Source organism: Aneurinibacillus sp. UBA3580 (assembly GCF_002375825.1).
Classification (GTDB): Bacteria; Bacillota; Bacilli; order Aneurinibacillales; family Aneurinibacillaceae; genus Aneurinibacillus; species Aneurinibacillus danicus.
The window spans coordinates 47,460-61,621 of record NZ_DFMZ01000008.1 but is presented as its reverse complement, the minus strand read 5'-3'; the positions used below and the strand labels follow the sequence as shown (position 1 = coordinate 61,621).

Sequence of the window (14,162 nt, the reverse complement as noted above, 5' to 3'; positions counted from 1 at the left end):
TGCCATGGTGGTTTTTTGTGAAATTCAAACTGAAATGACAAGTAGTTATACATACATGTAGAACTATTTGATAGAAAAAGAGAAGTGGGCGCGGTTCCATTCACCTGTATGCGGCTGCAATGCCTTTTCAGTAAACATAATATTATTATTGTTATCTATGGTCACTATGGTCATCGAGCGTGTGCCGTAATCCGGACTGGCAATGAACAGGGGCGACAGTATCCGTTCCCATTCGATTCCTACTCCCGTATCCGGCAGTTCGCTATCTTCTGCCTGCTCTGCATCGGAAAGAATGTCGAACAATTCCTTCTCTTGTATGTTCTCTTTCTTTATCGCTTCCGCGAGAAGCCGTGTTCCTTTTCGCACTTTCGGCCAGGGCGTGTCCAGTACATGGTTGCTTAGACCGTGAATGCCGGGAGCTACCTCTGTGATTTCATCCAGCACAGGAGAATAATAATACAGAGTCTCTGTATCCCCCACCAGTAAATTAAACCCGTTATACCGCTCCTTCTCCCCTCTCACCTTCTCCAGGTAAGCGGCGGGGTGCTCCGTACCGGTCAAGTAGTCGCTTACTAGATAGCCGCGCGATTCAGCGTCCGGCCGATTGTGCTGCGGGTCGCGATAGTTGGTCAGTGCGGCTAATCTTCCGCTGCGGGTAACCCCCATCCAGGTTCCCCCTTTCTCCATATCGCGTCCAGCTAACACGTCCGGCCTGTCATCCCAAAATGCGGCCGGTGCGGTCGGACGTTTGTAGAACTCATCCCGATTGGCTGCTAATACCAGTCGATAGTCGGGATGGGATTTGTAAGCAAATAAGAGCAAGCACATGATCCTGTTCTCTCCTCTTTTGTCGATTGTACTCTCTGCTTTTTAAGTATACTCTTTTTTCTTACGGGTTCAAAATAAGTCAAAGAGAAGGACCTGCCGCATCCACATCAAACAACTCATGAGGACATAGCCGTACAGTAGTCGCTGGTTGTTATTCGGGATTTAGGGTAAACTAATTCTAAAATGACAATTTTAACCGGAAAATTTACTTCACTCAAATGGAAGGTAAAATGAAAAAGATAGGTTTGGTTTTAGGAGAAGCTTAAAGGCAATGATTCGGGCAACTACCTCCATATGAACAGTCAAAGAATTCAAATTTCGAAAATAAATAGCGGCAATAACAATAATGATTGATGTAGGAGGTTCCCTATGTTTGGCAGAAAAATGAAGCATGCTCATCGGTATCAAGAAATCATCCGTGCATTTTTACGCAATGGTTTTGGTTACATTATAAAGGAATTGGGCTTGACGGATATCATGTCGATACCTAAAAAAAAGGAGGTGGCAGATACAAATTTGCTTCCCAGAACAACCGGGGAGAGAATTCGGTCTTTTCTGCAAGAGTTGGGACCAACCTTCATCAAAATGGGTCAAATTGCAAGTACACGTCGCGATCTCATTCCTGCGGATATTATTCAGGAGTTAGAAAAACTACAAGATTGTGTCCCTCCTTTTCCCTTTGATCAAGTCCGTCAAATTATTGAAGCAGAATTAGGGGCAAATATAGAAGAGATCTTTGCCGAATTTCATGAGACACCCCTGGCTGCGGCATCCATTGGACAGGTGCATTATGCACTGCTCCATACCAAAGAACCTGTTGCGGTTAAGATCCAGCGCCCTGAGATTCAGTCTATTATTGAAACCGATTTGGAAATACTTGAGGACTTAGCGAGGCTTATGGAATCACGAATGGATTGGGCGAAGAAATATCAAATAAGAGATATGGTCGAAGAATTTTCAAAATCCTTACGAGCGGAATTAGATTACAGTATAGAAGCGCGCAATGCGGAAAAAATAGCAGATCAATTTATTGGCAATTCCACGATCCGCATTCCGAAAATGTATTGGGATTACTCAACTAAAAAAGTTCTTACGATGGAATATATACAAGGAATAAAAGTGAATGACCTGGAAAAAATGGAAGAGAAAGGCTATAACCGTAAAGTAGTGGCTGAAAGGTTAGCCCATTCGATTTTTCATCAAATTTTAATAGAGGGATTTTTTCACGGCGACCCCCATCCGGGGAATGTAGTGGTATTACCGGGAGAAGTGATTGTGTTGATGGATTTTGGTATGGTCGGACGTTTAAGTCCGGACATGAAATACCATTTTTCATCTTTGGTTATTTCCTTGAAGCGCGGAAGTACCGATGGGATAATCAAAGCCATTTCTCGTATGGGATTAATCCCTGTAAACACGGATATGGCATTATTAAGAGCAGAGGTAGATGAGTTAAGGGACAAATATTACGGTGTTCCTTTAAGTGAAATTAGCCTGGGCAAAGCTATCAATGATCTATTTACCGTTGCGTTTCATCACCGCATCCAGATCCCTGCGGATTTAACACTACTGGGGAAAGCTATTCTAACTGTTGAAGGCGTAGTGGAATTATTAGATCCGGAGTTTAGTATCATGGATGTTGCTGAACCTTTTGGGCAACGCCTGATAAAGGATCGCTTTCATCCAAAAAATCTTGCAGAGAATGCTTGGAGCTATATAGTCGAATATACGGAATTCATTTCGAATTTACCTAAAAATATAAGAGAAATCACCTCCACAATGCAACGGGGAAAACTACATGTAGAAATTACTATCTCCGAACTTCATCTTTTGCTGGAGAAATTGGACAGAATCAGTAATCGTCTTTCCTTCAGTATTGTTTTACTTTCTTTTAGTATCATTATGGTCGGACTTATCATTGGATCGTCTATAGGCAGACAATCTACGTTACTATGGAAAATACCTGCAATTGAATTGGGCTTTGGAGTCGCTTCCTTGATGTTTCTCTGGCTGCTTTATGCAATTTATAAATCGGGTAGATTTTAATTTTCTGTTTCAATTTCCTTTTACAAATTACAGATGAATCGTTCTACGCCCCGCTCCTTTCGTTTATTGTTTTTCCGGACAAATCTGACGGAAGTTACAGAATCGGCATACTGAAGGATCTCCCGCTCCTGCAAACCGTTCGACCGGCAGCGGCCGATTGTAGTATGTATCGTCAAGATAGCTTTTCATGCTCTGCAGGCTGGCTTTAATCTTATGTTGAATCATCATGATGTTGTCTTCATCCGGAGTGCTGCGTACGCAGATGCCGTCCAATAAATACTCGGTCCGTATCTCGATTTGTTCGATCGGTACCCCATAATATTCATGGATATACAGGGCATAGAGCCACAACTGCTCCTCGTTCTTTTCGGATACTTTGCCCGTTTTCCAGTCGGTGATGACATACGTTCCGTCGCCGCGTCGGTACAGAACGTCAAGCTTCACGTAAATCTTTTCATCGTTGACGATAAAGTCTTTCAGTTTCTCGACTTCAAGTACCGTAATGTCGCCGCTGTCGCGAATCTCCTGCCAGCTGTCGCTTGCAAGCAGATGTTCCGCACATACTGAGATGCGGCTGCCTACAGCGTCAACGCGATCACGCGGCAGCTCTCCTTCATAATACATCTCATGAAGCATCGTGTATTGCTTTGGATAACCCCACCACCTCTCCCGTTGCTTAGACTCCTGAAAGGCCGCATTCAGCGTATTGCGTATGTATGTAACGATTTGGTCCTGTGTCGGATAGGCTTGGCTTCGTTCGCGCAGATCGATTAATTTTTGGGCGGCTGTATGTACCGCTTCTCCGAGTACAAGGTATAAGTTGGTCAATTTTTTTAAACGGTAGGCGATCTGTGCTTCCGGCGCGGCGGTCAGGAGCCAGCCGCCGTGCGATGCGTAATAATGATAGAAATACTGTCGTTTACAGGCGTGAAACATCTGGTCGCGCGACAGGGACCAGGACCATTCGGGATATGGATTCATCTGAAATGACATCAGTGTCCTCCTCTCTCAGATGATAAGCTGGTATGATTTGTACAAACACCGGGTGACCATTGTTTCCAAAGACTCAACCTGGCTTCTTCCTAGTATAAAAGCCTTTTCATGTAAGTGTAAACATAAGAAAGAGCGTGACACATTATTTTTTGTTACTAGATTCCTTGCTGTGTCTGAGTTTCTCTTCCAATATCCATCTCTTTATCTTCCTTCTTCGAATTTTTATCCGTTTATCCCTTCCTGGATGCTGAATTGGGTCCAGAGCAGGGAAGCGACTTCGCACTACAAAAGTCAGCCGGCCTTCCCCTCAATTTTCATGTCGGGGTCGTACCGGTGACCCTTATCACACTATACCTTGCATTATTCATCATGCATTCGGTAACAATAAAAAAATCCAGAGGAAATAATGGTAAGAAGGAAGATATCAATAATGAAAATGAATCTTTTTGGGTGGAAAAAAGGCCACAAACCAAAGCAATGGCTTTCACGGGAGAAAGCGGCGCTCTCCTCTATCGCTTTGCAATCCTTGCACACTTCGTTAGAAAAAAATATTCAGGACATTACAAAGCAACTAGGAGATAATACAGATTTCAGCTCTCGACACCTTATTTGCATAGAACGACGCGTCACCTTGTTTTTCTTCCAAAGTCTTATCGATAGCAACCGTCTAAATGAGTGTATTGTTCTTCCCCTGCAGGAACGCCGGGAGTATAGAAGCAAACAGGAGGAACTTTTATCCAGAGAAAACGGAAAACACGATCTTTTACAAGAAATTCAATGGCGAATCGCGAGCATGGCCGACACACAGCGAGTAGAAGAATGGCAAACGGCTATTCAACAATTATGTAATGGAAAGGCACTGTTACTTGTTGATGGGGAAGCAGCGGGACTCCTAGTCGGGATAGAAAAAACGGAAAAACGCAGTATCGAGGCTCCTGAAACAGAACAGAGCGTGATCGGACCAAAAGAAAGCTTTGTAGAAGATTTCCATACTAATATTACATTAATCCGCCAACATCTGCGCGATCCACTCTTAACTTTCGAAGTGGTTTGTATAGCCAAACGGGATAGAACCCAGGTCGGTATATTTTATATTAAAGACGTGACCAATCCCAGTATCGTGAAGGAAGTGAAAAGGCGCCTTTCTGCCATTGATACCGATGCCATAAAGGGACAAGTACATTTGCAGGAGTTAATTCAAGACAATTCCTTTTCCTTATTTCCTCAAATACGTCCAACAGAGCGACCGGATGTCACCTGTTCCTATTTGCTTGAAGGAAACGTGGCCATCATACTATCGAATTCGGCTCATGCGCTGATTCTTCCCATCACGTTTTTTCAACTGCTAAATACTGTTGATGATTATTACAGCAGCTGGCAATACGCGACTTTGATCCGTATTGTTAGAATTGTTTCTCTTGTGTTCAGCATCATGCTTCCTGGATTGTATCTTTCACTGGTCGCCTTTAATCCTGAATTAATTCCTACACGACTGGTTATTTCCATGGATGCTGCCCGAACAAAAGTAGCCATGCCAGTTTTTCTGGAAATATTCTTTATGGAGGTTATGATTGAATTGCTTCGGGAAGCGGGGGTCAAACTGCCTAAACCCATCGGTCAAGCTATCAGCATCATTGGAGGATTGGTCATTGGAGAAGCAGCCGTCAATGCCAATCTTGTAAGTCCTGTCACGATTGTGATTGTTGCAATTACCGCGATTTCATCGTTTGCAGCTCCTGTTTACATATTGGGAATTACATACCGAATTCTGCGCTTTTTCTTGTTCCTTTGCAGCACTATTCTAGGACTATACGGTTTTATATTGGGATTGTTCCTCATCCATGCCCACGCGGCTCGTCTCGTTTCGTTCGGAGTTCCTTATTTGGCACCTCTCTCTCCCATGCGCCTGGCGGATTGGAAAGACACGCTCGTGCGTTTTCCTTTTAAGAAACTTACGAAACGTCCCGCATTTCTCAAGCCGTTACAGCAAACCAGAAGCAAGCCTTTGCCAATGGAATCCGGAAAACAAAGCGGAGATGAGGATAACCAATAATCAAATCATATCATGAGAAATGGAGAAGGATAAGCGATGAACAGAAATGAAGAGTCCCTAATGATAAGCCCTACCCAGCTTGTGTTTCTCGTATTTGGTATCATCGTTGGAACTGGTTTCATCACACTTCCAAGAGGGGTAATAGAAAAAGCACGAGAGGATGCATGGCTAACCGTTATATTGGCGCTAGGTATTGCCCTTGTCTCGCTATGGTTGATCTTGCGAGTCGCCAGCATCTTTCCAAAGGATACAGCCATTACGTACAATGTGAAACTTTTTGGTCGCACATTCGGATTATTGCTGAATCTATTTCTCGCAGTGTATTTCTTGTTTTTTACGATTACTGGAGTTAGAACCATGGCGGAAGTAGTAAAAACAGAAATGCTCCCGTTTACGCCTTTGGGAATCATTATTGGCAGTATGCTACTTGTTCTTCTTTACTGTTCATGGGACGGCCTCATGCCAGTTGTTCGTATCAATGAATCAGGAATACCAACTTCCATTTTTATGATCATATTCTTTTTCTCGTTAGCCTATCCAGCAGCTGATTGGCATGAACTAAGAATCCCTTTTTTGGAAGGAGTTACGCCAGTGATTCAATCACTCCCAAGCACATCCTACTCCTTTCTGGGCTATGAAATTTTGTTCCTATATTACCCGTTTATCTTCCAAAAGAAAAAAGCCTATTTTCACACCGCTATTGGTATTGGGACAGCCGGTATCTTTTATACCTTTGTTGTGTTGGGAACACTCGTAACACTTGGCCCCAATATGGCCATAGCCCAAACATATCCTGTCATCACGATGGCAAAAATAATTGAAATCGTCCCGCGATTTGTAGAGCGCGCCGAACTATTGCTCATTATTTTGTGGCTCCCTTTAGCCTATACGACTCATCTCATCACTTTTTTCTCAACGGCTTTTGCACTCAACAACACATTCCCGAGGATCTCATTGCGATGGTGGATGATGTTGTCGCTCCCATTCATCTTTATTTTGTCTATGCTCCCGGATAATTTGATGCAAATGGAACGCTGGACCAAAGTAACAGGTGCTTGCGGTTTGTTCTTGCTCACCGGTTATCCCGTCCTTCTCTTGACTTGTGTATTTGTACGGCGAAAACTGGGACTTCTTCCAAAAAATTAAGAAAGAAGAAGGTTGTATTATGAAACGATGGAACAAAAACGTTTTATCAGCAATTGTCATGCTACTCTTTTCAAGTATTCTGCTTGCAGGGTGCTGGGATTATAGAGAATTGGAGAAAAGAGCGCTTGTCGTGGGGCTTGGTATCGATGAACTTCCTCCATCTGATTTCGCAGGAAAAGAAGTGCGCATGTATCAGATTATCGTACAGGTAGTGGAAACTGCCGGCTCCAGTAGTCAGGCAGCGATGCAAAAACAACAACAATCAGCAGGTTATACAAATTTTATCATTCAAACTCCATCCATTACAGAAGGAATCCAGCAAATCATTACGCAAAGTGAACGCTTTCCTCTTTTATCTCACTTGCAACTCATTGTCCTTGGAGAAAAATTATCAAAGAAAGGGATCCATGAGCTATTCGACTTTTTCATTCGCTTTCCTCAAATGCGGCGTCAAACAGAGATTATTGCAACAACCAGACCGCTCATTGAATACTTCACAGTGCCGAGCACAGCGGAACCGACCCCTTCCCTGCACATTGCGAGTATTGCAGACAGTGTTCAACAGACACTGTTACTGCCTGAATCGAATTTGGGTATCATTAGCGAAAACATTCGTAACAACACTCCTTTCGTGGTGCTCACGGCTTCTTTAAATAAAAAAGGACAGATCGTTATTAATCAAGGGACTGTTTTTCAGAACGCAAAGAAGGTCGGGATTCTGTCCAAAAGCGATATCCAAAACCTTTCCATGTTGTACGGGGAAATCGAAAGGGGACTCTTACACTTTTCTTGCTCCCAGGGGAAAGCAGCATTACAGGTTCTTGCAGGAAACAGTAAAATTCGTCCTGCCATAAAAAATCGCAAGCCTCATATTACATTCCAGATTGAGCTGGAAACGGAGCTAACGGAGTACCAATGTTCTGATATTGCTTCTTTCGATAGCCCGGAGCAAATCAGACGAATGGAACAGCTTTATTCAAATATGTTGGAAGAACAATTGCAGAGGACTGCAAAAAAACTGACAAAGAAGTACAAAGACGATATATTCCGCTTAACTTCAAGACTCAAAAACCACCCCGGGATGTACGAACAAATACGTGAACATCCAGAGCAGTTTTTTGAACAATGGACTGTCGACATTAATGTAAACTTAAAAATCCGCAACATCGGGAATGTGCTAAAGACCTTTATAACATTGAAAAAGAACAAATAGAATCGTAAGACTTCTTTTGATTTTCATGCCGGGGTTGCGGCTGAAAGTGTTGCTTTAGGATTTTTCTTTAAACGCCATACGCAATATGAACAAATCGTATCCATAGAGACAACCGCCGTAATGTTTATTTATGAATCATTATTGTTCAAAAATAGAACTATACAATTGAAAACAAATGCATGCTCTATATATTTTTGTTTAATTTTTAATCATTATGTTGCAAATTGAATCTTGTTTAGGTGTGTTTCTTTGTAAAGTTAAAATCCCGCACAAAAAAACGGAGCAAAAGCCGGCTCCGTTCCGTTCACAGTAAAGATTTGAAGTTTATGCCTTATTGATTTTTCGCCAGAGTGTAGTCCGGTTGATTCCAAGACGTTTGGCGGCCTGAGACTGGTTGTTGTGTTCTTCTTCAAGCACGCGCATGATAATTTCCGCTTCTAATTCCTCTAGCGTTTTGTTTTCGATTTGGATGCTGAACGCATTGCTTTCCGTGTGTTCTCTATTTGAGGACGGTTTTCTGCTTATCTCCGGTTTTGCGCTCGTCTGACCAGATGTCTCTTCTTCTGCTTCCAAAGATGGTTCCGGTACAGTGAACAGTTCCCGCAGAATATCTTCCGCCTCTGCCGCTTCAATAAACATACCGCGTCCGGTCTGGCAGAGCTTTTCTACCGTAGATTTAAGCTGCCTAACGTTTTCAGGCCACGGCGCTTCCGTTAGTTGTGCCATAACTTCAGGGCGCACACCGACGATTTGCTTGCCTTCTCTCATGTTGAAGGAAGCGATAAACCAGCGGACCAATTCGGGGATGTCCGCTTTTCGTTCGCGCAGCGAAGGAATACGAAGCGTACCGCCACTTAACATGCGGTATAGTTCTTTCCGAAATCGCCCTCTTTTGATCTCAAACTGCAGTTCACGGGAATTTGAGGCGATAATCCTGGGGAAAAACGGCGAAAGTTCCGGATTGCCCGCCTGTTTCTTTTTCGCTTCCTGCAGGAGATGAATGAGTTTATCCTGTACGTCTGGTGAAAGTTTTTCTATGGAGGATAGATAAATGGTTCCGCCCCGGGCCGTGTTGAATAGTTCTGCCCCATCCTCTCCAAACAGGTCCGTTTGCAGATCGCTATCGCAAAGCGTCCCGCAGTCCAATATGAGGAATGGGCGGTCGCGCCGCGGGCTGTCATTATGGATTGCTTCGGCAAGACTTTGTTTTCCGACACCCGGCTCTCCGTAGATAAGTACGGGTGTCTCATACTTGCTGAATAAGCGGGCCGTTTCGATCTGGGATTTCATTTCCTCTGTTGTGGCAATGAGGTCGGTAAAGCGTGTTTGAGCCCGTTTCGGTCCATACACTATGCGGCGCAACCGGCTTTCCGTTCGTTTTAGTTCATCTATCTCTTTCAGGATGGCAAAAGCGCCGACAACTTCATCTTTATCAATAATCACCCGTTTTTTGACAAGGATTTCCTTTCCAGATATGTTGCATATTTCTTCGGTGGATAGTTGTCCCTGTATTACGATATCGTCAAACTGAAAGCACAACGTAGTAGCTTCCCCTGTATTTTCTGAATTCAATTCCGCTTCGATGCCAAGGAGAACTTCCGCTTTCTTGTTCGCAATCATTTTGTTTCTTTTTGCATCAATCGCAACAATTCCGTCTTCGTATCCGCGAAAAATATTTTCATATAAGAAATGAGTTGCTTTTTCACGGGCGGTATACGTGCTGATACGTTCCGCCTCATTGATTGCCTCGATGACCGCTTCTCTGCCGGGAACAACGCTAAAGGTATGTAATCCATAATTCGCCGCATCGACCTGACTGATAACCTCACTAATGATTGTCTGTACTCCTTGGACCGCAGCCTGTTGGAGTACTGTTTCATTATCTTCCTCCTTTTCTGTGAGGAAGAACGACAAGTCCATATCCAGCAGTGTTCCTACAGTTTCTGCTCCTTGTATGAAGCCATGGGAGCCTACAACTCCGATTTTTCCCGGAAATCCCTTTAAAAGCATGAGTGTACGAAGCATATCATAGCCTGAGGAGCGAACTTCTACGACAGGGATGTGACAGTGCTGCTGCAGCAGACGGGCGGTAGTGCCATGACTAATAATAGCGTCCCACCCTTCTTTTTCCCGTTCTCTGGCAATAGCCAGCCCTTTTGTTAACTCACCGATTTCAATTTCGACTTTTTTTCCTGTCTCCTGTGTAATTTCGATAAATAGCTCCTTCAATCCCGGATAAGGAGCGATGAGTAATATACGTGCCATATTCGCCTCCTTGTTTATTTTAGCATCGTTATTGTTGCTTTTAGCTGCAATTATTGTATGGGATGAAACAATTGTTTTCAAGAAAGAAAAGAAGCGAGCATGATCGAATCAGGCTTTATCTTTTCTTGTTGCTTCTCTTCTGGGGCATTTTCCGTGTAGATGCTGTCTTTACTGAAGCTTATTAATATAGATTACAATAATTTAGATAGTACAAATAAGTTTGTCTTTTTTAGTATAATAAACAAAAGGAGGTGGCGGCGATGCAGAAACATTTCTTTACTGTTAAAGAAGCCAACGAACTGCTGCCGGCAATTCGCCGGGAGATTGAAATGCTGCAGAACATCCGCAACGAATTTCGGCAGAAATACCTTGAGTTGACCACATACAAAAAACGGCAGGAGCAGCAGGCCGTTACGGATACGCAGGACGAGTATATTTTTAAAATGGAAGGAAGCCTGGAGTTTCTGGAAATACAGGCGCAGATGCATGTCAACAACATTCAAAGCCAGGGTGCCCAGCTGAAAGAGATCGACCCGGGACTGGTGGATTTTCCGGCGGTAATTAATGGTGAAGAAGTGCTGCTGTGCTGGCGGGAAGGCGAGGAAAAGATTACGCATTATCATGGATTATATGACGGGTTTGCGGGGAGAAAGAAGCTGGATTAGACGATGCAGTTAATGGATAGCCATATTCATCTGGATAGATATCCGATGGATGAAGTAGACAAACTTGTATCCGGGTGGCGGGAGGACGGCATTGCGGGGGTGGTGGCCGTTTCGATGAACCTTGCTTCCGCATACCGAACGCTGGAGCTGAAGCAGCGGTATCCGGAGTTTATCTATGCGGCCGTCGGATATCATCCGGAGCAACCTCTCCCCTGCCCCGGCGAATTGGATGAGCTTATCTCTTTGCTGTATAAAGAACGGAAAATGATTAATGCGGTCGGTGAAGTGGGATTGCCTCATTATAATTTGGAAGCGGTGCGGGAGCTGGCCGCGTACCGAGAATTGCTGGCGGAATTTGCGTTGCTTTCAGTGAAGTTGGATTTGCCGCTGGTGCTGCATGCCGTACATGACAAGGCAGCGCTGGCAGTTAATGTTTTGCTTCTGCATGGTGTTCGCAAAGCGCACTTTCACTGGTTGAAAGCGCCGGATGAGGTAGTGGATAGAATCATAGAGCATGGTTATTATATTTCGGTAACACCGGAGGTTTGCTATCGGGAACGCGATCGGAGACTGGCACGGCGGGTACCGCTTTCGCACTTGTTGCTTGAGACGGATGGACCATGGCCGCATCATGGTCCGTTTGCCGGAAAAATGACCACTCCCCTCTTCTTACGCAAATCTATAGCCGCAGTGGCGAAATTGCATGGCATATTACCGGAAGAAGCCGCAGCTGCGAGTTCGCAGGCAGTACAGAATTTGTATGGGCAACTTGGTGAATAAATTCAATACAACAATGGGAAAAGCTCTCTAATCCGAAGAGAGCTTTTCTTGTGCGGGCATCTGTATAACATAATATTTTTATGTAAACTATTCATCCTTGCTTTTTATTGTTGGGGTAGCGCCACATGCCCATCAGGGTAAAAATTTCAGGTACTCCCAAAACGAAAAAAACACGATGAGTTTATGAACATTTTTATACCTTGGAGGTGAACCAGGAGAACATCTTTATTATGCGGCCTGATCGTAGATAGGAGCAGCTTCTTCTGGAGAAAAACTTTTCCCAGAATCTTTTCATCGTATTTATATAAATATTATAATTAGAAAATACACAAGAAGAAATGGAGGTGGCCATATTGTCAAAGTCCACTTTAAAACGTTTTGGAGTTTCCATGGATGAAAAGTTATTGAAAGAATTTGATCAAATGATCAGCTCGAAAGGGTATGAAAATCGCTCAGAAGCGGTCCGTGATATGGTTCGTGATGCCTTAGTGAAGCAATCTTGGAAAGATGATGAACAATATGTGGCTGGCAGCATCTTATTATTTTATGACCACCATCATACTGACGTTCTTCAGGAGCTCATAAACATCCAGCATGATATGCATCATGCGATTATGGCAACGACACATTTCCATTTAGATCATCATAATTGTTTAGAGCTGATTGTCGTTAAAGGTAAATCGGGTGAGTTACGGAAGTTCAGTGATCAATTAATTAGCATTAAAGGAGTTAAATATGGAAAGTTTACGGTAGCCCCAGTCGAGGATACCTTAGCTTAGTTTTTCTTTTAGCCAAGCCTTGGCTTCCTCGATCCGAATAGGCATCTGTAAGGGTTGTCCATCCCAAACAGCCGAAATAAGTTGAGCTATGGGAGGAAGGTTAAGTTTTGCGTCTTCCAACAACGACAAATTAGAAAATAGTTGTTTGGGTGACATTTTCCCTAGACAAGAACCTTCCTTCATAACGATGACGTCATCTGCCCATTCAGCAACAAGTTGCATGTCATGAGTGGTAATAATGACGGTTTTTCCCTTTTGTGTCAGCATATCCATTATTCTTTGAATCTCTTGCTTTCCTTTTGGATCTAAAAACGCCATCGGTTCATCCAAAATGATTACATCCGTATCCATAGCGATTACACCAGCAATCGCCACTAACTTTTTTTGTCCATAACTCAGTTCATTCGGATTACGGTCTGCTAGATGAGAAATGCCTAGCAAATTCATGGCTTGTTCCGTCCGTTTCTCAATTTCATCCATCGGCAGCCCGCGTTGGGTCGGACCGAACGCAATATCGTCTCGGACATTCATCGAAATGATCTGATCATCGGGGTCTTGAAACACGAGTCCGACACGATCCACCATCGTCTCACGATTCTTTTTCCCCACTGACTGGCCTCTAAAGAAAACTTCCCCAGAACTAGGAAGGAACAGTCCATTCATATGCAGCACCATGGTGGATTTTCCAGCTCCATTGGCTCCCACAATCGCTGTTTTCCGATTTTCTTTAATATCAAGTGAAATATCTTTTAGCGCATATCGATTCCCTTGATATTGGTAGCTTACGTTGTTAAACTCAATAAGCTCTTTCATCTTATGCCTCCTACCATTTATCCCAAATAAATAAACTGATCACAGGTACAACCCATACGAGTGCTTTCCATTTATCGTTTGGATTGAAGTCTTCCGTCTTCTTCATAGGGATCATCCCTTTATATCCGCGAGATAGCATCCCAATGTACACCCTTTCTGACCGGTTAAATGAACGCACAAATAAGGAGCCAAGCAATTTAGAAAGGGTCAAATAGTTATGCAAGGAGAACCATTGGGATACTCGAAATCCTCTGCTTTTGAGGCTTTTGAGCATACTTTTTGCTTCTGCTCTAAACACTTCCATATATCGAAGGGTGAATAACAGCAGCTCGACAAAAATAGTAGGAACTTTTAGTTGAATCAAAGATTGAAAAAAAATCGGAATAGGCAACTTATAAAACATCAAGGTTAAAATTTGTACTGTAAAGAGAAGACGACCTGAATAAATAAGTGCTTTTTCAAAACCATATAAAGATACAGATAACCACGGGAATAATTCATACTCTATCCCCTGTTCGTAGATGGCGAAGAATACAAGGGAAAATGCAAAAAAAGGAATAATCAAACGCACTCTTTCCCAT

At 43.3% G+C, this 14,162-nt stretch carries 12 protein-coding genes; 7 read left to right on the top strand and 5 right to left on the bottom strand.

Annotation, left to right across the window (positions count from 1 at the left end; translation table 11 throughout):
- Window positions 1-63: 63 nt before the first annotated feature.
- A complete protein-coding gene (locus tag B2899_RS01700) occupies window positions 64-828 on the bottom strand; it encodes an NRDE family protein (RefSeq protein ID WP_146809654.1) in 765 nt (254 codons plus the stop codon).
- Window positions 829-1,197: 369 nt separating this feature from the next.
- Between B2899_RS01700 and B2899_RS01695 the strand changes: the two genes are divergently transcribed.
- Window positions 1,198-2,874 (top strand): ABC1 kinase family protein, encoded by a 1,677-nt coding sequence (locus tag B2899_RS01695; RefSeq protein ID WP_286883566.1) that lies wholly within the window; start codon window positions 1,198-1,200, stop codon window positions 2,872-2,874.
- A 63-nt stretch (window positions 2,875-2,937) separates the two neighbouring features.
- On the opposite strand, the gene B2899_RS01690 is transcribed toward B2899_RS01695, so the two are convergent.
- Entirely contained in the window at window positions 2,938-3,867 is a 930-nt protein-coding gene (locus B2899_RS01690) for a RecB family exonuclease (protein ID WP_286883564.1), read from the bottom strand.
- 430 nt (window positions 3,868-4,297) lie between these two features.
- Here B2899_RS01690 and B2899_RS01685 point away from each other — a divergent pair, with 430 nt between their 5' ends.
- Genes B2899_RS01685 through B2899_RS01675 form a run of 3 tightly spaced genes read left to right on the top strand, consistent with a single transcriptional unit; the run spans window position 4,298 to window position 8,279 of the window.
- Complete coding sequence (locus B2899_RS01685; protein WP_170230212.1) at window positions 4,298-5,920, top strand: spore germination protein; 1,623 nt, start codon at window positions 4,298-4,300, stop codon at window positions 5,918-5,920.
- A gap of 36 nt (window positions 5,921-5,956) precedes the next feature.
- Window positions 5,957-7,066, top strand: a complete 1,110-nt coding sequence (locus tag B2899_RS01680) for a GerAB/ArcD/ProY family transporter (protein ID WP_286883562.1) — start codon at window positions 5,957-5,959, stop codon at window positions 7,064-7,066.
- A gap of 19 nt (window positions 7,067-7,085) precedes the next feature.
- Window positions 7,086-8,279 carry a Ger(x)C family spore germination protein gene (locus B2899_RS01675; protein WP_286883561.1) on the top strand — a complete coding sequence of 398 codons (1,194 nt, stop codon included), beginning with the start codon at window positions 7,086-7,088 and terminating at the stop codon, window positions 8,277-8,279.
- Between the two features lie 324 nt (window positions 8,280-8,603).
- Here the strand turns inward: B2899_RS01675 and B2899_RS01670 are convergent, their stop codons facing one another.
- Window positions 8,604-10,544 carry a sigma-54-dependent Fis family transcriptional regulator gene (locus tag B2899_RS01670; protein ID WP_286883559.1) on the bottom strand — a complete coding sequence of 647 codons (1,941 nt, stop codon included), beginning with the start codon at window positions 10,542-10,544 and terminating at the stop codon, window positions 8,604-8,606.
- Window positions 10,545-10,804: 260 nt separating this feature from the next.
- On the opposite strand from B2899_RS01670, the gene B2899_RS01665 reads away from it, so the two are divergent.
- The 3 genes from B2899_RS01665 to nikR all read left to right on the top strand — a co-directional run bounded on the left by B2899_RS01665 (window position 10,805) and on the right by nikR (window position 12,768).
- Window positions 10,805-11,209, top strand: a complete 405-nt coding sequence (locus B2899_RS01665) for a DUF2203 domain-containing protein (protein WP_146809647.1) — start codon at window positions 10,805-10,807, stop codon at window positions 11,207-11,209.
- 3 nt (window positions 11,210-11,212) lie between these two features.
- Entirely contained in the window at window positions 11,213-11,989 is a 777-nt protein-coding gene (locus tag B2899_RS01660; protein ID WP_286883557.1) for a TatD family hydrolase, read from the top strand.
- Window positions 11,990-12,342: 353 nt separating this feature from the next.
- On the top strand, window positions 12,343-12,768 hold the full coding sequence (gene nikR / locus B2899_RS01655) for a nickel-responsive transcriptional regulator NikR (protein ID WP_146809645.1): 426 nt from the start codon (window positions 12,343-12,345) through the stop codon (window positions 12,766-12,768).
- On the opposite strand, the gene B2899_RS01650 is transcribed toward nikR, so the two are convergent.
- Entirely contained in the window at window positions 12,760-13,581 is an 822-nt protein-coding gene (locus B2899_RS01650; protein ID WP_286883554.1) for an energy-coupling factor ABC transporter ATP-binding protein, read from the bottom strand. The two genes, nikR and B2899_RS01650, sit on opposite strands and share 9 nt — an antisense overlap.
- A 10-nt stretch (window positions 13,582-13,591) precedes the next feature.
- On the bottom strand, window positions 13,592-14,162 hold a 571-nt coding region (locus B2899_RS01645; RefSeq protein WP_286883552.1), incomplete at its 5' end, for an energy-coupling factor transporter transmembrane component T family protein.